Source organism: uncultured Amnibacterium sp. (genome assembly GCF_964245895.1).
In the GTDB taxonomy this organism is placed as follows: Bacteria; Actinomycetota; Actinomycetes; order Actinomycetales; family Microbacteriaceae; genus Amnibacterium.
Window position 1 is genome coordinate 1 of the sequence record NZ_CAXTOQ010000013.1, and the last position, 17,338, is coordinate 17,338.

Here is a 17,338-nt window from a genome sequence, read left to right on the forward strand (position 1 = left end):
GACCGGGTCTGCCTCGGCGCGACGAACGCGGAGATCGCCGCCCGCCTGCACGCCGCCGAGCGCACCGTGAAGGCGCACGTCTCCGCGATCCTGCAGAAGCTGGGCGCCCGCGATCGTGCGGGCGCGATCATCACCGCCTACGAGGCGGGCTGGCGCCGGTCGTAACCGCTGGTCCCACGGCTCCGCGTAGGGTAACTTGCGGCTTACCGTAACGCAGCGGTTACCGAAAGGCGTGCCATGAAGTTCATCGAAGCCGAGATCGTCGTTCCGGCGCCTCCGGAGTCCGTGTGGAAGGTGCTCGTCGACGCGGGCTCGTGGCCGATCTGGGACTCCGGCGTGGAGCACGTCGACGGGCGGATCGCGCTCGGCGAGCGGATCACGATCCGGTCGTCCGCGGCGCCCGGCCGCGGCTTCCCCGTCACGGTCACGACGTTCGACTCGCCTCGCACCCTCGTGCTGTCCGGTGGGATGCCTCTGGGGCTGTTCCGCGGCGTGCGCACGTACACCCTCGCGGCCGAGCCCGGTGGCACTCGCTTCCGCATGCGAGAGGAGTACACCGGCGTGATGCTGCCGATGATCTGGCGGTCGATGCCCGACCTGCAGCCGTCGTTCGACCGGTTCGCCGCCGGCATCGCGGCGCGCGCGGGATCGGACGCACCGATTGAGGGCTGACGCGGGAGCGCCGGAGCCCGGCGACGCGCTCGACGCCCTGGCGGACGCGAACCGGCGAGAGATCCTGCGGCTGCTCGGCGAACGGGAGCGGGCGGTGCACGAGCTGGCCTCCGAGCTGCCGATCAGCCGGCCCGCGGTCTCGCGCCACCTCCGGCTGCTGATGCGCACCGGCTTCGTCACCGAGGAGCGGGCGGGGACCCGGCACATCTTCCGACTGACCGACGCGGGACCGCAGGCCGTGCAGGCCTACCTCGAGCAGCTGTGGAGCGACGCGTCGACCCGGTTCCGGATGTTCGCCGAGAACACGACGCCTCGAGCCGACGATGACTGAGGAGGAGATCCCGCCGCTCCGCATCAGCGTCGACGTCGCGTGCTCCGCGGAGCACGCCTTCCACGTCTGGACGGCGCGCATCGCCGCGTGGTGGCCGGTCGGGCACCGGGCGACCGACGAAGCGGGGACCGAGGTGGTCCTCGAGCCGCGACTCGGTGGCCGGCTCCTCGAGCGCACCTCGTCGGGCCGGGAGGTGCAGTGGGGCGAGATCACGGCCTGGGAGCCGCCGCACCGTCTCGCGTACCGGTGGCACATCCGTCGTGACCCGGCCGACGCGACCGAGGTCGAGATCCGCTTCGTAGCAGTCGAGCCCGGCGCAGCCCGGGTCGACATCGTCCATCTGGGCTGGGAGCGGCTCGGCGCCGCGGGACCCGATTGGCGCGAACGGAACCTCGGCGGGTGGAACGGCGTGCTGCCCGAATTCCTCCGTGCCGCGCTGTCCGGAGATCCCGGCCCGTCCTGACCGCGCCGACCTCTCCTCTCCGGCGCGGTCAGGACGCTCCGCCTCACTCGAAGCGGAGCGCGTCGACCGGCTGCAGGCGCGACGCGCTGCGGGCCGGCCAGACGCCGAACACGACGCCGACGACGAGGCTGAAGCCGAGTGCCACGCCGATCGTGGTCGCCGAGACCGCGAACGCCCAGCCCGCGACGCCGGCGATCAGGGCCGACAGCCCGATGCCGACCCCGAGCCCGATGATGCCGCCCAGGACCGAGAGCACGACCGCCTCCACCAGGAACTGCGCCAGGATCTGGCGCCGCTTGGCGCCGATCGCCCGGCGCACCCCGATCTCCCGCGTCCGCTCGCGCACCGACACGAGCATGATGTTCATGATCCCGATGCCGCCGACGACGAGGCTGATGGAGGCGATCCCGCCGAGCAGCAGCGACAGCAGGCCGCGGATCGTGTCGATCGACGACAGCAGCGAGCTGAGGTTCGTGGTCGAGAACCGAGCCGTGTCGCCGGCCCCGAGCCCGTAGCGGTCGCGGAGCAGCGCGTCCGTGGCGGACTGGACGCTGGCGACGTGCTCCGACTCGTCCGCGATCACCGTGATGCTGGAGACGTAGGGCGCCTGCGCGAACAGCAGGCGGGCGGACGCCATCGAGACGGACGCGGAGCCGCTGGCACCGAACCCGTTCGCGTCGTCGAGCACGCCGACCAGCGTGAACGGCAGCCCGTCGAGCGTGACGGTCGAGCCGATGTCGCCGCCGGTGATGCCGAGCTCGTTCGCGGCCGTCGCGCTCAGCACGACGGTGCGGGTGCGCTCGCTGCCGTCGAAGGTCGTGAGGTACCGGCCGACGGCGATCGCCGGCTGCGTCGCGGCCGCGTACCCGGGCGAGACGCCCGTCAGCGAGATCGTGGCCGTCGTGCTTCCGAACGTCGCGGTGCCCGACCCGGAGGCGGTCTCCGCGACGCGCTGCACGTTCGGCAGCGCAGCGACCGCGGCCGCGTCGGCCTCGGTCAGCGCGGTGTCCGCCGTGCTCTGCACGGTGATGGTCGTCGCGCCGAGGCTGCCGAGCGAGCTCGTGATGCTGCTGGTCGCGCCGCTCGCGATGGAGGTGAGCGCGACCAGGGAGGCGACGCCGATGATGACGCCGAGCATCGTGAGGAACGATCGCGACTTGGTAGCCCAGATGCGAGAGACCGCGAGCGCGACGACCGTGCGGGCGTTCATGCCGCGCTCCGGTCGTCCGCCGCGACCCGGCCGTCGAGGATGTGCACCCGGCGGTGCGCGGACGCCGCGATGTGGGTGTCGTGCGTGATGAGCACGACCGTGCGGCCCGCGCGGTTGAGGTCGCCGAGCAGCCCCATCACCATCTCGCCGGACTGCGAGTCGAGGGCGCCCGTCGGCTCGTCAGCGAGGATCAGCGAGGGCTGCGTCACGATCGCGCGGGCGATCGCGACCCGCTGCTGCTGCCCGCCGGACAGCATCGTGCGGTCGTGCTGCAGGCGGTCGCCGAGCCCCAGCCCGGTCAGCACCTCCTTCGCCCGGCTGCGCGCGCGCCTGGTCGGCACGCCCCGGTACAGCAGCGGGGCCGCGACGTTGTCGAGCGCGGACGTCTGCGGCAGCAGCTGGAACTGCTGGAACACGAAGCCGATCTCCTCGCTGCGCAGCTCCGTCAGCTCGTCGTCGTCGAGGTCCGCGATCGCGCGGCCGCCGACGGCGACGGATCCGGAGGTGGGCCGGTCGAGGCAGCCGATCAGGTTCATCAGCGTCGACTTGCCCGATCCGGAGGGGCCGACGACCGCGACGAACTCGCCCTCGTCGACGCGCAGGCTCACGCCGTCGAGCGCGACGGTCGTGGTCTCGCCCATCCGGTACTCCCGCCGCACGTCGACGAGGTCGAGCACGGGCCCGGTCACGGCGCACCCGGAGCCCGGGGACCCGTCGACGCCGGCACCGAGCCGGTCTGGCCGATGACGACCTTCTGCCCTGCGCGCAGCCCGCTCACGATCTCGACGGCGGAGTCGCCGGTGAGCCCGACCTCCACGCGCGCGGTGGTGGCCACGCCGTTCGCCCCGACCACCTGCACGGTGTCGTGGCCGTTCCGCTCGGTGACGGCCGACGCGGGCACCGTGACCACGTCGTCGTGGCGCTCGATGTCGATCGTGACCGTGACGGTCATCCCGATCCGGGAGCCGCTCGGCACCGACTCGGGCTGCACGAGCACGCGGTACCGCTTCACGCCGGAGCTGTCGTCGGCGGTCTGCGCGATCGCGCCGACCGTGCCGGTGACCGTGCCGCCGCCCGTGCCGAAGGTCACCCGCGCGGTCTGGCCGCTGCGCACCTCCGCGATCTGGTTCTCGTCGACGTCGACCGCGGCCAGCGTGCGACCGGCGCCGATCGTGGCGACGGAGGAGGCGGACGCGCCGACCGCAGTGGAGATCGTGCGGACGTGGCCCGCGACGGGCGTCTCGACGTCGTGGTCCTTGCCCGCGGCGTCCCGCGCGACCGCGATCCGCTGGTCCTTGGAGACGGCCTGACCGGGCGACACCGAGATGCTGCGGGTCGTGTAGCCGGACCCGCCGCCGGCCGTCGAGGTGCTGCCGGCGGCGCTCGAAGTCCCGGCGGACGAGCCGCCTGCCGCCGTGCCGCCGGACGCGGTGCCGGCAGACGCGGTGCCGGCGCTCGCCGTGCCGGCGCTCGCGGTGAGCACCGGCGTCGTGCCCGCGGCGATCGAGTACGTGTACTGGTCGGCGAGCGAGCCGCTGGCCGTGACCGTGACCGCCACGTCGGCGGTCCTCGCGGTCGCGGTCAGCGCGGTGCTGCCCGCGCCGCTCGGCGGTCGGCCGAGCACCAGCCCGACGACGGCCAGCGCCACCACCACGACCACCGCTCCGATGATGACGAGACGACGGCGTCGCCTCGGTGCTCCGCGTTCCGCCACGGGCCTGCTCCGTTCTCCCGATCCGGATCCGCGACCCGGGTCGACGAGCAGCATCGACCGATGCCTCGCTCGAGTCGTCCGCCAGCCGTGGGAACCGCGGTACCGCGTCCGCGGTATCCCGGCTACCCCGCACGGCCGACGACAGCGGGCGGCCGGTGCGGGATGCTGGGCCGATGACGACCGCCGAGGAGCGCGCACGCGGCCCGGTCGTCCGTGCCGTCGTCACCGACGTCCTGATCGCCGCGCTGCAGATCGGCGCCGCGTTCGTGCCGTTCGGCGGGCCGCTGGCCCCCGCCGCGGACGGGCTTCGCGCGGTCCCCCTCCTCGCCGCGGGCGCGGTCGCCCTGCCCTTCCGCCGCAGGTGGCCGGTCCAGTCCTTCATCGCCTGCGTGGTGATCGCCTGCGTCGGCGCGCTCATCGGCCTCGACACGCCGGCCTTCGTCCTGCCCGTCGCCGTCTGCATGTTCGCGGTCGCGGCGTCGAGGGATCGGCGCACGACCGTGCTGCTCGCGGCGGGAGCCGCGGTCGTGCTCCCCCTCGTGAGCCTGGTGAACGGCCCGTCGCTCAGCCAGTACCCGGCCGCGTTCCTCAGCGCCCGAGCGGTGCAGCTGGCCGCGATCGTCGCGTTCGCGGCCGCGGCCGGCGGCGCGACCCGGGCGAGGAGGGCGACCCTGGCCGCCTACGCGGACCGCGCGGCGCGCGCCGAGCAGTCGCGGGAGGCGGAGGCGCGGCACCGCGTCGCCGAGGACCGGCTCGCCATCGCCCGCGACCTGCACGACCTCGTCGCGCACCAGATCGCGGTCATCAACCTGAACGCCGGCGTCGCCTCCCGCGCGGTCCGCGACCGGCCCGCCGAGGCCGAGGAGTCCCTCCGGGTCATCGGCGAGGCCTCCCGGTCGGTGATCACCGAGATCGGCGAGCTGCTCGCGCTGCTGCGTGCCCCGGGCGACGATCCCGCGGCCGTCACCCCTCCCGCCGGGCTGCAGCGGCTCGACGCGCTGATCGACCTGTTCGAGCAGCACGGGCTGCGGGTCGCGCAGCACCGCGAGGGCGATCCGGCCACCGTGCCTCCCGAGGTCGGGTCGGTGGCGTACCGGGTGATCCAGGAGGGCCTGACGAACGCGCACAAGCACGGCGCGGACTCGGCGGTGCGGCTCGCGATGACCACGGACGCGCAGGCGCTGCGCATCGAGCTCGACAACCGGACGGACGCGTGGGGCGGCACCCCCGTCGCCGGCCACGGGCTGACGGGGATGCGCGAGCGCGTCGCTGCGCTCGGCGGCGCGCTCGACGCGGCGATCGGCGACGACGGCCGGTTCCGGCTGGTCGCGCGCCTCCCCCTCGCCCGCCTCCCCGTCACGAGCGCCGCGGAGGTCGTGCGGTGACGACGGTGGTGATCGCCGACGACCAGGCCCTGATCCGCACCGCCGTCCGCGGGCTCGTCGAGCACGAGGAGGGGCTGACGATCGTCGGCGAGGCGGTCGACGGATCGGAGGCGGTCGACGCCGCCCGCCGCCTGCACCCGGACGTGGTGCTGATGGACATCCGCATGCCCGGGATGGACGGCATCGAGGCGACCCGGGTGATCTGCGCCGATCCGCGGCTGTCCGGGACCCGCGTGCTGATCCTCACCACGTTCGAGGAGGACGAGTACATCGTGCGGGCGCTGCGCGCCGGCGCGAGCGGGTTCGTCGGCAAGGGCATGGACGCGGCCGACCTGATGCGCGCGATCCACACGGTCGCGCACGGGGAAGCCCTGCTGTCCGCGACCGCGACCCGCAGCCTCATCCGCCGATCGGTGCTGCAGCCGGCCGCGCCCGAGCCCGACGCCGACCTCGTGAAGACGCTGGCGGGCCTGACGCAGCGGGAGACCGAGATCCTCGAGCTCGTCGCCCGCGGTCTGTCGAACCAGGACATCGCCGAGCGCCTGTACATCTCGACGTCGACCGCGAAGACGCACGTGAACCGCACGATGACGAAGCTCGCGGCGCACGACCGCGCGCAGCTGGTGATCTTCGCCTACGAGTCCGGCCTGCTCGCGCCCGGCGACGACGCGGCGTCCTGATCCGCTGGCGCTGCGGGAGGCCGCGGCGGTCGCGTGCGCTGTGCAGGATCCCGTCCCTCGTGCAGGACGAGATGGCCCGCGCACGTCCTGCAGCAGCGACACGGTCCTTCACGACGGACGGGCGGGCGGCCCGAGATCGGCTGCGCGAGCGCCTACGGTCGGACGATGCACGACGTCGAGCCGATGAGCGATCGGCGGGCGGTCGTGCTCGTGGTGGCGCTGCTCGTCGCGGTGATCGGCGCGGTCATCGCGGTCGCGGCCGGGGTCTCGCTGCGCGACCCGTTCACGGTCTCCGGCGAGATCGGCACCCGCGTCGACATCAGCCGCGGGCTGGTCGCGGCCGTCGCCGCCGGCTGCGCGCTGGTGCTCGCCGGCTGCGGGACGGTCGCGGCGCTCGTGCGGGCACAGCTGCGGGCCGCGCGCTGATCGGAGCGCCCTCGCCGGCGCCGGCGCCGGCGCTGGTGCTGGTGCTCGTTCGTCGTGAGCAGTTTCGGCCCGATCCGGGCGGTCTCGGCCCGACCCTGGCGGTCCCGCCCGCGCGGCCGGGCGGATTCGGCCCGATGCGGGCGACCGAGGACGCCCCGATCGGGCCGGACTCGCCCGGCCCAAGATCAGTCCGTGCGCTCCAGCGTCCCCAGCCGTCGGCCGGCGCGGTCGTACACGGTCATCCGCGACCCGTCTACGGCGACCGAGGCGGCCTTGAAGAAGTCGAGGACCGCCGTCGCGTCCGCAGGAGGGACGTGCTGCGGCTCGATGCAGCCCGTGCCGCCGATCGCGCCCGCCGTGACCAGCACGAAGCCGGTCGGCAGCAGGCGGTAGGCACCCCCTCCTCCATCGGCGTTCCCGAGCACCTCGCAGCTCGTCCGCGCCCGCCAGGTGCCGTCCGAGGCGAGCGTGACCGATCCATCCGCGTCGGCGACGCCGGGCAGGCCCCACGTGCCGACGACCGCCGCCGGGTCGATCGCCCGCACCGTCGATCCCGGTACGGCGTCGACGTGCTGCGCGCGGATGAAGTCGTCGACCTCCGGCAGCGTGTGCAGGGCATGCGTCGACGGCGGTGGAACGCCGTCCTGCACGAGCCGCGCGGTCCGGCGACCGTCCGCATCCGTGAGCACCCAGCCGTCGCCGGCACGGCTGAACCGGGTGGTCTCGGTCAGCCACGGCACCGCCGGTGGCGTGGTCCCGAGCGTCATGGACCAGCCGTCGACGTGCGTCAGCAGCGCGTCGCCCTGCGTGCTCCACGACAGCTCCACGTCGCCCTTGGGCCGGATGAGGTCGATCTCGGAGTCGAACCGGATCCACGTGTCCGGCGCTTCGCCGGCCGCGTCCCGGAGGCGCCAGATCGTCGGCACGAGGAGCAGCGCCGCCGACTCCGCGGCAGGGTCGCTCGCGGGCGCCTCCGGCGAGGCGGACGGGACCGCCGATGGAGACTCCGAGGCACCGGGCATCGCTCCTCCGCGTGCTGAGCAGCCGGCCACGCCCAGCACGAGGACGACCGCGGCCGCCCAGACCGCGAGCGCCCGACCCTCCATGCGCACCACGATGAGGAGTGTCCGCCGGCGTCGCCCGCGTCTCAAGGACGTCGGTGCGCTCATCGCGCACATCTCACCCGCCCGGAGGAGGCGCGTCGACATCACCGCGAGCAGATTGGGGTCGTGCTCGCTCCCGGATTCCGATCGGTGTGGACCCAGGACATCCCGGTCTGCTTCCCGGACCGTCGGTGCGTCGACTTCTCCCCGTTCGAGGCCGACGCGATCAACCTCACCTCCGGTCTGACGGCCGCGAGCCTCGGGATCGCGATCGGCTGCTTCGCGGTGCTCGGTGTCGCACTCGTGCTGATGGTGCTCGGGTTGCGGTCGCGGCGTCCCGGTCCGAGCCTGTCGGTGGTCGCGCTCGCCATGGCGCTGGTCGTCGGCGGGGTGGTCGTCGCGGCCGTCGTCGACCTCCGCTTCAGCGCGATCTCGGCGATCTACGGCCTGGAGGGGCCGGGCAGCCCGGACCTCTTCGGGTCGTGGTGGCTGGTAGGCCTGGCGGGCGAGGTCACGGCGGCCGCCGGGTTCATCGGCCTCGCGACCGCGGCCAGCGTCGCGATCATGCGGCTGCAGACCGTCGTCCCGGCGGGTCCGGCATCGACGGGGTGACCCGGTCCTGATCAGCCCGAGGCCGAGCAGCCTCAGGCACTGGGCGCGCTAGCGTCCGACGGTGGACGAGATGCTGCGGCAGGTCCGAGCCGTTCCACTCGGGAGCGATCACGAGGCCGCCCGGGTCGTCCTCGAGAATTGTGGATGGAGCGTCTGCGGACAGGGCGACTGGGCCATCGCCCTCCGGTCTCCCGACGGACGGACGGCCGCGCGGATCAGCCCGTTCGACCCATCTGCGCCGTACACCGCCGCGCTCTACCGCGCGGGCCAAGCGTCCGGCTGGTTCCCGCGCCTCCACCTCGAGCGGCACCTCGACGGCGGGGCGCACCTCCTGCTGATGGAGTTCCTGGAACCGGTCGACACCGCGATCGGCGCAGCGATCCACAAGCGCCTCCAGGAGCCGGATCCGGCGATCGAGCCGGCTGCCGCGCTCCTCCTCCGCTTCCATCGCGAGGCCGCCGCCGCGCTGCCCTGGTGCGGCCCGATCGACGACAACCCCTCGAACATCATGCGGGCCGCCGATGGCTCGCTGCGCATCACGGACCCCTTCTACGCCGACGGGCCCGCGCTCTACCGCACCCTCGCCACGGAGCCGATCACGGTCGCACGCGCGATCCCGGCGGCGTCTCGCCGACACATCCTGGAGATCCCGCTCGCCGGCAGCGGCGGCTGGGACGACACCGAACGTGATCGGATGCGCGACGGTCTCGCGCGAGCGGACGCCGACCTGATCGCGTGAGCAGAGGGTCGCCCCATCCACGCGCCGAGGCATTCCGATGAGACGGTTCGATCGCGGAGGCGCGATTCGTGTCGACATCTGGGCTGGCGCGCCCGCCGTCGAGGTCTCGAGACCTTCTCCGGTGTATGGGCACCGGTCACCGCCCGAACGTCGTCAGCGCCTCCCGGTACCGCTCGGTGTCGAACCGTGTGGCACGCGTCACGCAGAGCCCGCTGCGTCCGATCGTCCGCGTGTAGGTCCCGGAGCACGGGATCGTCACCACCGTGGTGAGTCCTCGCTCCCACGCCGGGACCAACGCGTCCAGGCACCGTCGCTCCGGATGCTGATCGAGTGGAAGCCGGTCGTCGCTGCGGTGCAGAGCGGACAGGCGCAGGGTCCACTGCTGATAGCGGTCGTCGAAGGCGGCGTCGCCGAACCGATCGCGCCAGGAGGGCCCCCGTAGCGCATCGAACAGGTCGCGTCGCTCCATCGACCCGAGCGGAGCCCTCCGCATGGCTTCGAACGCGTCGTGATCCTGCGCCTTGCCCACGTGACCGAGGCGCGCTGACCACGACTCGGTCCAGGCTCGCTCCCACTGGCTCTTGTCGCGGCGGAGGCTCTCCACGGTCTGCACGCCCTCGACCGGGAGCTCCACAGGCGGCGGCACGTCGCCGCCGGCTGAGAGGCCCCAGGCCTCCCGGACCCAGAGCAGCTCCGCGAGACCGTCGTCGTCACCGGTGATGGTCAGCACCATGTCGTGCGGCCAGGGGTTCCCGGGAATGGGCTGCCACGACCTCACCGCACCATCATCCTCACCTCCGCTCCGTGGCCGGTCTCCGGTCTCCGGTCACCCGTCCGGAGATGGCTGTCGAGCGCGGACGTCGACCGGTCCCGTCCTCTTCGAACCCGACCTGAGCGGTCTCAGGTGCCCGCTACGAGCCGCGCCTCGTCTCGGTCCGCCGGCTGGACGCCGTTCTCACACGACGGCGAGGTCGAGGAGATGCGACCTCTTGCACCAGCGATGGCGGAGCCATACTGCAGCGATGACGTCCGACGGCGTGGCGGTCCACCGCACCGGTCTGCAGCCCGCCGAGGCCGCGAGCCGTCGGCCGTGAGTGAGGCCGACGTCGCTGAGCCCGATGTCATCCTGTTCGATCTCGGCGGCGTGCTGATGGACTTCGGCGGGCTCGAGCGGCTGGCCGAGCTGTCGGGCGAGGACGACGGCCCCGGGCTGCGATCTCGATGGATCGCATCCGAATGGGTGCACGCATTCGAGCGCGGCGGCTGCGGTGCGGACGCCTTCGCGAGGGGCGTCGTGAACGACTGGCAGCTCGGCCTCTCGCCAAGCGAATTCCTCGCCGACTTCGCCCGATGGTCCGCTGGGCCGTACGCGGGATCGCTGGAGCTGCTTCGCAGCCTGAACGGCGTTGTCCCGATGGGCTGCTTGAGCAATACGAACCGGGTGCAGTGGCAGCGGCATCTCGACCACTGGGGACTCGTCCAGCACTTCGAATGGACGTTCACGTCGCACGAGCTCGGGATCATGAAGCCCGATCCGGCGATGTTCCGTCACGTGATCCGCACCATCGGCACCACTCCCGACCGGCTGCTCTTCCTGGACGACTCCGAGGAGCACGTTCAAGCAGCGAGAGCCTCAGGGATGCAGGCCGAGCACACCCAGGGTCTTCCGGAGGTGCTGAAGGCACTGCGATCGCACTTCGCCGCGGACTCGCGGGTCGGCCGAGCGCTCCGGTTCGACCCGGCGTAGTGCTGCGCGTGGGAGACATGACGGAGTAGGACAGCACGTGCGTGGACTGCTGCTGGGTCTCGCCGCCGGGCGAGGGGGGGGATGACGATATCGACGTGAAGACCGGGTCCGAGGACTGGCATCGGCGCTTCCAGCTGCTGCCGCCGGGTGAACATCCCGCGCCGATCCTGAGCACGCTCGCGACGGGGACGCCGGAGCTCGTGTGGCGGAACGAGCTCGGGGGTCAGACGTGGTCGTTGGGCACCCGGTACCTGAAATGGAGCCCGGATGAGGCCGGGCTCGATCTGCACCGGGAGGTCGAGCGGATGCGCTGGCTGCTCGGGCGTTACCCGGTTCCGGAGGTGCTCGACTCGGGGCACGACGGGCGGGGCGGCTGGATGCTCACCGCCGCCCTCGCCGGCACATCCGCGGTGACCCCCCGCTGGCGAGCCGAGCCGGAGACCGCCGTGCGCGCGATCGCCGGCGGGTTGAGGGGACTTCATGAGTTGGACGTGACCCGGTTCCCCTCCGGATGGGAGTCGTGGGCGACGCGGCGACCGCCGGCGCTCGGACCCGCGCCCGTGGACGAACCGCCTGTGATCGTGCATGGCGACGCCTGCGCTCCGAACACGCTGGTCCGGGCCGACGGCGGCTTCGCCGGGATCGTGGACGTCGGCGACCTCGTGCTCGGCGACCGCTGGGCCGACCTCGCCGTCGCCTCCATGTCGCTCGAGTGGAACTTCGGTCCGGGCTGGGAACCCCTCTTCTTCGACGCCTACGGCATCGAACCGGACGACGATCGCATCGCCTACTTCCGACGGCTCTGGCACGCCGAGTCCTGACTCCACGGCGCGGTCACGTCGCTGCCGAGGGCACGGGACGTCAGATCGAGGAACGAGACGACGGATGCCCCGTCGCTAGCGTCTGGTCATGTGGCCAACGAGGAGTTCACCGACCCGCGACTCGCTGAGATCTATGACGAGCTCGATGGCGACCGGGCAGACCTGCACCTGTACCTCGACATCGCCGATCGGCTCGGTGCGAGCCGGGTGCTCGACATCGGGTGCGGAACGGGCGCACTCGCCGTGCTGCTCGCCGAGCGCGGTCTCGACGTCGTCGGCGTCGATCCCGCGGCTGCTTCGCTCGACGTCGCCCGGGTGAAGCCAGGTGGTGAACGCGTGACCTGGCTCCTCGGCTCCGCGGACGTCTTCAGAGGCTCCGACCGCGACCTCGTGGTCATGACCGGGAACACGGCGCAGCAGTTCACCGGGGACCAGCAGTGGCGCGACCTGCTTGCGCGGGCCCATGCCGCCCTCGTGCCGAGGGGCCATCTCGTCTTCGAGACGCGCACTCCCGGTGCGAAGGCCTGGGAGACCTGGACCGGACCCCGTACGCGTCGGACGGTGGACCTCGAAGGAGTCGGGGCCGTCGAGACCTGGACCGAGGTGCTCGCCTCCCAGCTTCCCCTGGTGCGCTTCCGTTCGAGCTGGACGTTCGAGCCCGACGGCGAGACGCTGACCTCGGTTTCCACGATCAGGTTCCGCAGCGAAGCGGAGGTGCGTGCCGATCTCGGGGCCGCGGGGTTCACCGTCATCGACCTGCTCGACGCCCCGGACCGGCCAGGGCTGGAACTGGTCTTCATCGCGGAACGCCCTGCGGTCGACTGAATCGCGCTCCGAAGTCCCCTGCTCCTGAGACGTCGTCGGACCGAGCGCCCCCGGGCCGACGGCTCTCTCGCTCGACCGTCCGGCTGCGCTTGAGTCGGATCGACCTCGGTCGCCGGACGGACCCACGGCTGTCGCACCCGACCATCACCACTCGCCGACGTCCTTCTGCGATGACCGCTGAGAGGCAGTGGCTCCTGGCGCACACTCGAGAGCATGCGAGTCCTCACAGCGGTCCTCGCCTGCCTGGTGGCCGTGAGCCTGGCCGCGTGCACGGACTCCGAGCCGGATCGGTACCCCGCGCGGACGCCCGCAGCGACGTCCTCGGCGGGGAGCTGCCTCCCCGCCCTCGGCACGATCGCGGACGTCGCGGACAGCGGCGCTCCGCGCGATGCGCTGATCCGTGCCGATCCTCATCCGCGTTCCGCCCTCGTCTGCGTCTATCGCGGCCCCCTCGGCGTGCAGCCGAGTCGCATGCGCGCGCTCGCGTCGAGCGCTCGGCTCGGCCCCGTGGCCGCGACCTCGATCGCCTCGGCCGCTGCCGGTGTGTCCGTCGCGAGACGCGAGGAGGGACCGGTCGCCTGCCCGGCGGATTCCGGCTCCGTGACCGTGATCACCTTCGCCGACAGCCGCGCTGCACCGGTCAGCCTGTGGTGGTCGACGAGCGGCTGCCAGACCCTCGACAACGGACGCGTGCGGGCGCCGCAGCTCGCGAGTCCGTCGTTCGCGCGCTTCCAAGCGGCCGTTCGCCGCGCTCTGCAGGAGCGCGATGCGCGGTTCACCCGGACGTGATCGGACCCTTCGTGAGGAGTCGCGGGCGCGATCGACAACGACGCAACGCGACTCGATCCGATCGTTTCGACCGCGTTCGGCATCATGCGACCACGGAGATGGAGGACTGCAACCCGACCGGGCGCCGTGAAGCCGAGACATCGATGGACGACTCGTCATGGGACACGAGGGAAGGCGCTGGCGGCGAAGGGCGGTCTACTTCCTGAACCTTCTTGAACCCGTTGCCGGGACAACGCCCATAGGCCCTTACCGTCAGGTCGGCCAACGCCCACCCAGCCTCGGGGATGCGGACGTGCACAGCAAGCCCGGGGCCGCGGCACGGCGAACCGCTACGGAGACGGCTGCTCGGCGAGGCGGCGCCGGAGGCGGTCGAACGCCGCTCCTCCCTCGTGCTCCTCCACGTGGCGGACGATCGCGGCGGCGCACTCCTCCGGCGAGGTCGCCGTCGTGTCCACGACGAGGTCCCGGTCGTCGTGCGCGAACACGTCCTGCGAGCGCGCCAACCCGATCGGCCGGTCGCCGCGCTGCCGCTCGCGGCGCGCCAGCTCCTCCGGAGCGCAGACCACGTCGACGAGCGTCACGGCGTACCCCTCCAGCACCGCGAGCAGGTCGTGCAGCCGCCAGCGCTCGCTGAGCGGGTAGTCCATGATCACGTCGTTCCCGGCCGACGCGAGTGCCGCGACCGCGCGGTGGTAGCCGCGGCGCGTGCGGGTCAGCATCGCTGCGACCTCCGCCGCGTCGAGCTGCGCGCGATGCACCGTCGAGCGCAGGCCGCTGATCGCGTCCACCGGCACGAGGAACCACGGGTCCTGCAGCAGCGGGAGCATCGCCCGGCCGATGCTCGACTTGCCGGAGCTCGACGCCCCGTTCAGCAGCACCACTCGGCCCCGCGCCTCCACACAAGGACGCTAGCCGTCAGCGGGCGACGGCCCGCGCGACCAGGCGCGCGACCTCCTCGGGCGTCCGTCGGGTGGTGTCGACGACCTCCGCCGCGTCGCGCAGCCAGCCGGCGAACGCCGTCTCGTAGTCGTCGAGCCGCCCCGTCCGGAACGCCGACGGCCCGAGGACCGTGTCGCCGTCGATCCGCGCTCCAGCTCGGAGCGATCAGCGTGCAGCAGGAGGCGCCGGAGGGGGACGCCGTACGCGGCCAGGCCCCCGCTGATCTCGCGCCAGTACTCCTCCACCAGCACAATCATCGGCATGATCAGCACGCCCCCGCGTAGTCGTGCACCCGGCGGGCCGTCTCGACCACGAGGGGGCGCCACGGCGGCCAGTGCTGGAAGTCGTCCGTGGCGGGAAGACCGGGCGTGACGTTGATCAGTACCTCGCCGACCTTCTCGGCATCGAGCACCCGCGAATCGGGGATGAGCCCCTGCACCAGCGCGGCCGTCGTGGTCTTCCCGACGCCGTGCGTGCCGTTCAGCCAGAGGATCACGGCGCGACGCTAGCGGCGGGTTCGCGGATCCAGCGCACAGCCGCGCTTCGAGAGACGCGTCGGGGTCGGGCCCGCGTCAGTCGTCGAACGCGTGCCAGCAGATGGCGCTGCGGGCCGCCTGATCCTCCAGGACCAGATCGCGGACCGCGAGCGGCAGGAGCACGCGCTGCCGGTCGCGCTCCGCGAGGCGGGCCGCCGGGTCGCCTCCCGCGGCGGCCTGGACCGCCCGGATCGCGTAGGCGGCCGCGCCGAGGTCGTGCGCCGCGACGTGGGCGACCGCGACCGCCTGACCGGCCGCGAGCGCCGCGAAACGCGCCGGATCGGGCAGCCCCCGTCCGGCCGCGTTCGCGGTGAAGGCCGCCTGATGCGCGGTGCGCATCGGCACCTCGCCCCGGATCCACGCATGCCCGATGGCGATCGCCTCCCGCGGTCCGGCGTCTCCGGTGCCGGCAGCGTCGAAGAGGTGCAGCACGTGCTCGGCGCAACCGAGCGCCCACCCGGCCAGCAGGCGGTGGTGCTCGTCGGTGAGCGTCCCGCCGCGCCGCACCGTGATCAGCCGCGGGTCGCGCTGCGCGGGCAGGATCGGCATCCTCCGATCCTGCGCGCCTCGCCTACGCATCCGCTCGCACCGGGGATCGGCGCCGGAGTACGCTCCGCGCACCGCATCACGGCTGATGAGGAGGGGGTTCACATGGCCGCGTCACCGGATCGCACCACGACCACGACGATGGTCGGCGGCGGTCTGCTGACGCTCGCGGGACTGCTCCTGGTGCTGCTCCTGCTGGTCGGAGGCAGCGAGGGGCTGGCGCTGCTCTCGGCGGTCGCGCTGGCGGCCGGCGCCTGCGTGCTCGCGTTCGGCGTCCGCGGCGACGACGTCGTCGGCGGGTCGCTCGTCGGCCGGATCGCGCTCGTCGTGCTCGGCGTCGGACCGCTGGTGTGGGAGGCCCTCTTCGCCCTCCCGCTGGCGGGCCTGCCCGCGCTGGTGACGAACATGACGCTGCTCGGCCTCGTCACCGTCGCGACCGTGGTCGCCGCGACCTCGGTCGTCCGGGCCCGGGTGCTGCACGGCGTCGCGCGCTGGGTCCTGCTGCTCGTCGCCGCGGAGGCGGTGCTGACAGCCGCGATGAGCACGGTTCCGTGGGAGCCCATGCTGCTGCTGTACGTGCGGCTCGATCTCGAGCTGCTGCGGCCCATCGCCCTGCTCGTCGCCGGCGTCGCGTTCGTGCTGCACGGCCAGGGCCCGGCGATCCGGCGTCGGCTCGGCGTCGTGAACGCCGAGTGGAAGCGCACCACCGAGGTGGGTGGCGGCACGCTCGACCGCGAGCGCGAGGACGCGCGCTGAGCCGCGCAGCGGGACGGGCCCTCAGCGGCGCGCCCGGACGCGGGAGGGCCGGCATGCGCGGGAGGGCCCGCATGCGCGTGCACGGGCGGACGCCCCGAGTGGACCGGACCGATGGCGAGCGATAGGGACGTGGCGGCGATCGCCGCGGAGCTGTACGCGGCCCCGCTCGGCGACTTCACCGCCGCACGGACCGCCAGGGTCCGTGCGGCGCGCGAGGACGGCGACCGCGACCTCGCGGCGCGGGTCGGCGCCCTGCCGAAGCCGTCCGCCGCGGCCTGGCTGATCGATCTGCTCGCGCGCGAGCACGCCGAGGACCTCGACCGCCTCGACGACCTCGGGTCGCGGCTGCGGGCGGCGCAGGAGGACGGGGACCGCACGCGCCTCCGGGAGCTCACCACCGAGCGCAGGACGCTGATCGCGGAGCTCGCCGGGATCGCGGCGGACCGCTCCGAGCAGACCGGCCGGCGCGCGAGCGCCTCGGTGCTCGAGGAGGTCCACCAGACCCTGCAGGCCGCCCTGGTCGATCACGACGCCGCCGCGGCGATGCGCTCCGGGCGCCTGGTGCGCAGCCTGGTGGCGGAGGGCCTCGACCCGGTCGACCTGAGCGCTGCCCTCGCGGTGGGCGACCGGCTCGGCCCGATCGCGCCCGTCGGCCGGCACGCGCGGACGGCCGCGGCGCCTCCGGATCGCGACGAGGACGCGGAGCGCCGGAAGGCGGCGGAGGCGCGGGCGGAGGAGACCGCTCGCGCCGCGCGGGAGGCGCGTCGTGCCGCCGAGGACGCCGCGGCGGAGGCCGAGCACGCGGCCGCGGAGGCGGACCGGCAGGTGGAGGAGGCGGACGACCTCCGCGCGCAGCTCGAGCGGCTGCAGCAGCGGCTCGACGCCGCGGAGGCGGGCCGGCGGGCCGCGCAGGCCGCCGCCGGCACGGCCCGCTCGGCGGCGGCCGCGGCATCGGCCGCGGCGGAGGACGCGCAGCGGGACGCCGACGACGCCGGGGACGCGCTCGACCGGCTCGGCGCCTCCTGATCCGCGCGCTCCGCGGAC

General features: G+C 73.4%; 23 protein-coding genes. 15 read left to right on the plus strand and 8 right to left on the minus strand.

Features of this window, described 5'->3' with window-relative positions; all coding sequences use genetic code 11:
• From ACFE60_RS03490 to ACFE60_RS03505, 4 genes are all read left to right on the plus strand, one after another.
• The coding region (locus tag ACFE60_RS03490; RefSeq protein WP_375387490.1) for a response regulator transcription factor at positions 1 to 165 on the plus strand (165 nt) is incomplete at its 5' end.
• Between the two features lie 72 nt (positions 166 to 237).
• Complete coding sequence (locus ACFE60_RS03495) at positions 238 to 672, plus strand: SRPBCC family protein (RefSeq protein ID WP_375387448.1); 435 nt, start codon at positions 238 to 240, stop codon at positions 670 to 672.
• Positions 662 to 1,003 carry an ArsR/SmtB family transcription factor gene (locus tag ACFE60_RS03500; protein ID WP_375387449.1) on the plus strand — a complete coding sequence of 114 codons (342 nt, stop codon included), beginning with the start codon at positions 662 to 664 and terminating at the stop codon, positions 1,001 to 1,003. The genes ACFE60_RS03495 and ACFE60_RS03500 overlap by 11 nt, the downstream gene beginning before the upstream one ends.
• Positions 996 to 1,466 carry an SRPBCC domain-containing protein gene (locus ACFE60_RS03505; RefSeq protein ID WP_375387450.1) on the plus strand — a complete coding sequence of 157 codons (471 nt, stop codon included), beginning with the start codon at positions 996 to 998 and terminating at the stop codon, positions 1,464 to 1,466. Before ACFE60_RS03500 ends, ACFE60_RS03505 begins: the two co-directional genes overlap by 8 nt.
• 43 nt (positions 1,467 to 1,509) lie before the next feature.
• Here the strand turns inward: ACFE60_RS03505 and ACFE60_RS03510 are convergent, their stop codons facing one another.
• From ACFE60_RS03510 to ACFE60_RS03520, 3 genes are read right to left on the minus strand one after another with little or no spacing between them, the layout of a single operon-like run.
• The gene (locus ACFE60_RS03510; RefSeq protein ID WP_375387451.1) at positions 1,510 to 2,676 is read right to left on the minus strand and encodes an ABC transporter permease; all 1,167 of its coding nucleotides are present in this window, start codon (positions 2,674 to 2,676) and stop codon (positions 1,510 to 1,512) included.
• Positions 2,673 to 3,365 (minus strand): ABC transporter ATP-binding protein, encoded by a 693-nt coding sequence (locus tag ACFE60_RS03515; protein WP_375387452.1) that lies wholly within the window; start codon positions 3,363 to 3,365, stop codon positions 2,673 to 2,675. Before ACFE60_RS03515 ends, ACFE60_RS03510 begins: the two co-directional genes overlap by 4 nt.
• Positions 3,362 to 4,336 (minus strand): efflux RND transporter periplasmic adaptor subunit, encoded by a 975-nt coding sequence (locus tag ACFE60_RS03520; RefSeq protein ID WP_375387453.1) that lies wholly within the window; start codon positions 4,334 to 4,336, stop codon positions 3,362 to 3,364. The genes ACFE60_RS03515 and ACFE60_RS03520 overlap by 4 nt, the downstream gene beginning before the upstream one ends.
• Before the next feature lie 227 nt (positions 4,337 to 4,563).
• Here ACFE60_RS03520 and ACFE60_RS03525 point away from each other — a divergent pair, with 227 nt between their 5' ends.
• The 3 genes from ACFE60_RS03525 (at position 4,564) to ACFE60_RS03535 (ending at position 6,881) form a co-directional block, all read left to right on the plus strand.
• Positions 4,564 to 5,775 (plus strand): sensor histidine kinase, encoded by a 1,212-nt coding sequence (locus ACFE60_RS03525; protein WP_375387454.1) that lies wholly within the window; start codon positions 4,564 to 4,566, stop codon positions 5,773 to 5,775.
• Positions 5,772 to 6,455, plus strand: coding sequence for a response regulator (locus ACFE60_RS03530; protein WP_375387455.1), 684 nt, complete (start codon positions 5,772 to 5,774; stop codon positions 6,453 to 6,455). The genes ACFE60_RS03525 and ACFE60_RS03530 overlap by 4 nt, the downstream gene beginning before the upstream one ends.
• 165 nt (positions 6,456 to 6,620) lie before the next feature.
• A complete protein-coding gene (locus tag ACFE60_RS03535) occupies positions 6,621 to 6,881 on the plus strand; it encodes a hypothetical protein (RefSeq protein WP_375387456.1) in 261 nt (86 codons plus the stop codon).
• Positions 6,882 to 7,066: 185 nt separating this feature from the next.
• On the opposite strand, the gene ACFE60_RS03540 is transcribed toward ACFE60_RS03535, so the two are convergent.
• On the minus strand, positions 7,067 to 7,996 hold the full coding sequence (locus ACFE60_RS03540) for a hypothetical protein (RefSeq protein WP_375387457.1): 930 nt from the start codon (positions 7,994 to 7,996) through the stop codon (positions 7,067 to 7,069).
• Between the two features lie 114 nt (positions 7,997 to 8,110).
• Between ACFE60_RS03540 and ACFE60_RS03545 the strand changes: the two genes are divergently transcribed.
• Positions 8,111 to 8,596, plus strand: coding sequence for a hypothetical protein (locus ACFE60_RS03545; RefSeq protein WP_375387458.1), 486 nt, complete (start codon positions 8,111 to 8,113; stop codon positions 8,594 to 8,596).
• Between the two features lie 61 nt (positions 8,597 to 8,657).
• Positions 8,658 to 9,335 (plus strand): hypothetical protein, encoded by a 678-nt coding sequence (locus tag ACFE60_RS03550; protein WP_375387459.1) that lies wholly within the window; start codon positions 8,658 to 8,660, stop codon positions 9,333 to 9,335.
• 136 nt (positions 9,336 to 9,471) lie between these two features.
• Here ACFE60_RS03550 and ACFE60_RS03555 read toward each other — a convergent pair whose 3' ends face one another.
• Positions 9,472 to 10,113 (minus strand): hypothetical protein, encoded by a 642-nt coding sequence (locus ACFE60_RS03555; protein WP_375387460.1) that lies wholly within the window; start codon positions 10,111 to 10,113, stop codon positions 9,472 to 9,474.
• Between the two features lie 312 nt (positions 10,114 to 10,425).
• Here ACFE60_RS03555 and ACFE60_RS03560 point away from each other — a divergent pair, with 312 nt between their 5' ends.
• From ACFE60_RS03560 to ACFE60_RS03575, 4 genes are all read left to right on the plus strand, one after another.
• Positions 10,426 to 11,082, plus strand: coding sequence for an HAD family hydrolase (locus ACFE60_RS03560; RefSeq protein ID WP_375387461.1), 657 nt, complete (start codon positions 10,426 to 10,428; stop codon positions 11,080 to 11,082).
• 95 nt (positions 11,083 to 11,177) lie between these two features.
• A complete protein-coding gene (locus ACFE60_RS03565; RefSeq protein WP_375387462.1) occupies positions 11,178 to 11,903 on the plus strand; it encodes a phosphotransferase in 726 nt (241 codons plus the stop codon).
• A gap of 90 nt (positions 11,904 to 11,993) precedes the next feature.
• Positions 11,994 to 12,728 carry a class I SAM-dependent methyltransferase gene (locus ACFE60_RS03570; protein ID WP_375387463.1) on the plus strand — a complete coding sequence of 245 codons (735 nt, stop codon included), beginning with the start codon at positions 11,994 to 11,996 and terminating at the stop codon, positions 12,726 to 12,728.
• 606 nt (positions 12,729 to 13,334) lie between these two features.
• Positions 13,335 to 13,517 (plus strand): hypothetical protein, encoded by a 183-nt coding sequence (locus ACFE60_RS03575; RefSeq protein ID WP_375387464.1) that lies wholly within the window; start codon positions 13,335 to 13,337, stop codon positions 13,515 to 13,517.
• A 329-nt stretch (positions 13,518 to 13,846) separates the two neighbouring features.
• On the opposite strand, the gene ACFE60_RS03580 is transcribed toward ACFE60_RS03575, so the two are convergent.
• The 3 genes from ACFE60_RS03580 to ACFE60_RS03590 all read right to left on the minus strand — a co-directional run bounded on the left by ACFE60_RS03580 (position 13,847) and on the right by ACFE60_RS03590 (position 15,541).
• A complete protein-coding gene (locus ACFE60_RS03580; protein ID WP_375387465.1) occupies positions 13,847 to 14,416 on the minus strand; it encodes a chloramphenicol phosphotransferase CPT family protein in 570 nt (189 codons plus the stop codon).
• A gap of 305 nt (positions 14,417 to 14,721) precedes the next feature.
• The gene (locus ACFE60_RS03585; RefSeq protein ID WP_375387466.1) at positions 14,722 to 14,952 is read right to left on the minus strand and encodes a hypothetical protein; all 231 of its coding nucleotides are present in this window, start codon (positions 14,950 to 14,952) and stop codon (positions 14,722 to 14,724) included.
• A gap of 76 nt (positions 14,953 to 15,028) precedes the next feature.
• Entirely contained in the window at positions 15,029 to 15,541 is a 513-nt protein-coding gene (locus tag ACFE60_RS03590; protein WP_375387467.1) for a putative immunity protein, read from the minus strand.
• A gap of 102 nt (positions 15,542 to 15,643) precedes the next feature.
• On the opposite strand from ACFE60_RS03590, the gene ACFE60_RS03595 reads away from it, so the two are divergent.
• Positions 15,644 to 16,294 carry a hypothetical protein gene (locus tag ACFE60_RS03595; protein WP_375387468.1) on the plus strand — a complete coding sequence of 217 codons (651 nt, stop codon included), beginning with the start codon at positions 15,644 to 15,646 and terminating at the stop codon, positions 16,292 to 16,294.
• A 111-nt stretch (positions 16,295 to 16,405) separates the two neighbouring features.
• On the plus strand, positions 16,406 to 17,320 hold the full coding sequence (locus ACFE60_RS03600; protein ID WP_375387469.1) for a hypothetical protein: 915 nt from the start codon (positions 16,406 to 16,408) through the stop codon (positions 17,318 to 17,320).
• Positions 17,321 to 17,338 lie beyond the last annotated feature (18 nt).

Bases quoted from the DNA above. Each gene is read 5' to 3' on its own strand.
- ACFE60_RS03595 (WP_375387468.1), top strand. From the start codon at position 15,644: ATGGCCGCGTCACCGGATCGCACCACGACCACGACGATGGTCGGCGGC.
- ACFE60_RS03495 (WP_375387448.1), top strand. From the start codon at position 238: ATGAAGTTCATCGAAGCCGAGATCGTCGTTCCGGCGCCTCCGGAGTCC.
- ACFE60_RS03505 (WP_375387450.1), top strand. From the start codon at position 996: ATGACTGAGGAGGAGATCCCGCCGCTCCGCATCAGCGTCGACGTCGCG.
- ACFE60_RS03535 (WP_375387456.1), top strand. From the start codon at position 6,621: ATGCACGACGTCGAGCCGATGAGCGATCGGCGGGCGGTCGTGCTCGTG.
- ACFE60_RS03590 (WP_375387467.1), bottom strand. From the start codon at position 15,541: ATGCCGATCCTGCCCGCGCAGCGCGACCCGCGGCTGATCACGGTGCGG.
- ACFE60_RS03525 (WP_375387454.1), top strand. From the start codon at position 4,564: ATGACGACCGCCGAGGAGCGCGCACGCGGCCCGGTCGTCCGTGCCGTC.
- ACFE60_RS03510 (WP_375387451.1), bottom strand. From the start codon at position 2,676: ATGAACGCCCGCACGGTCGTCGCGCTCGCGGTCTCTCGCATCTGGGCT.
- ACFE60_RS03600 (WP_375387469.1), top strand. From the start codon at position 16,406: ATGGCGAGCGATAGGGACGTGGCGGCGATCGCCGCGGAGCTGTACGCG.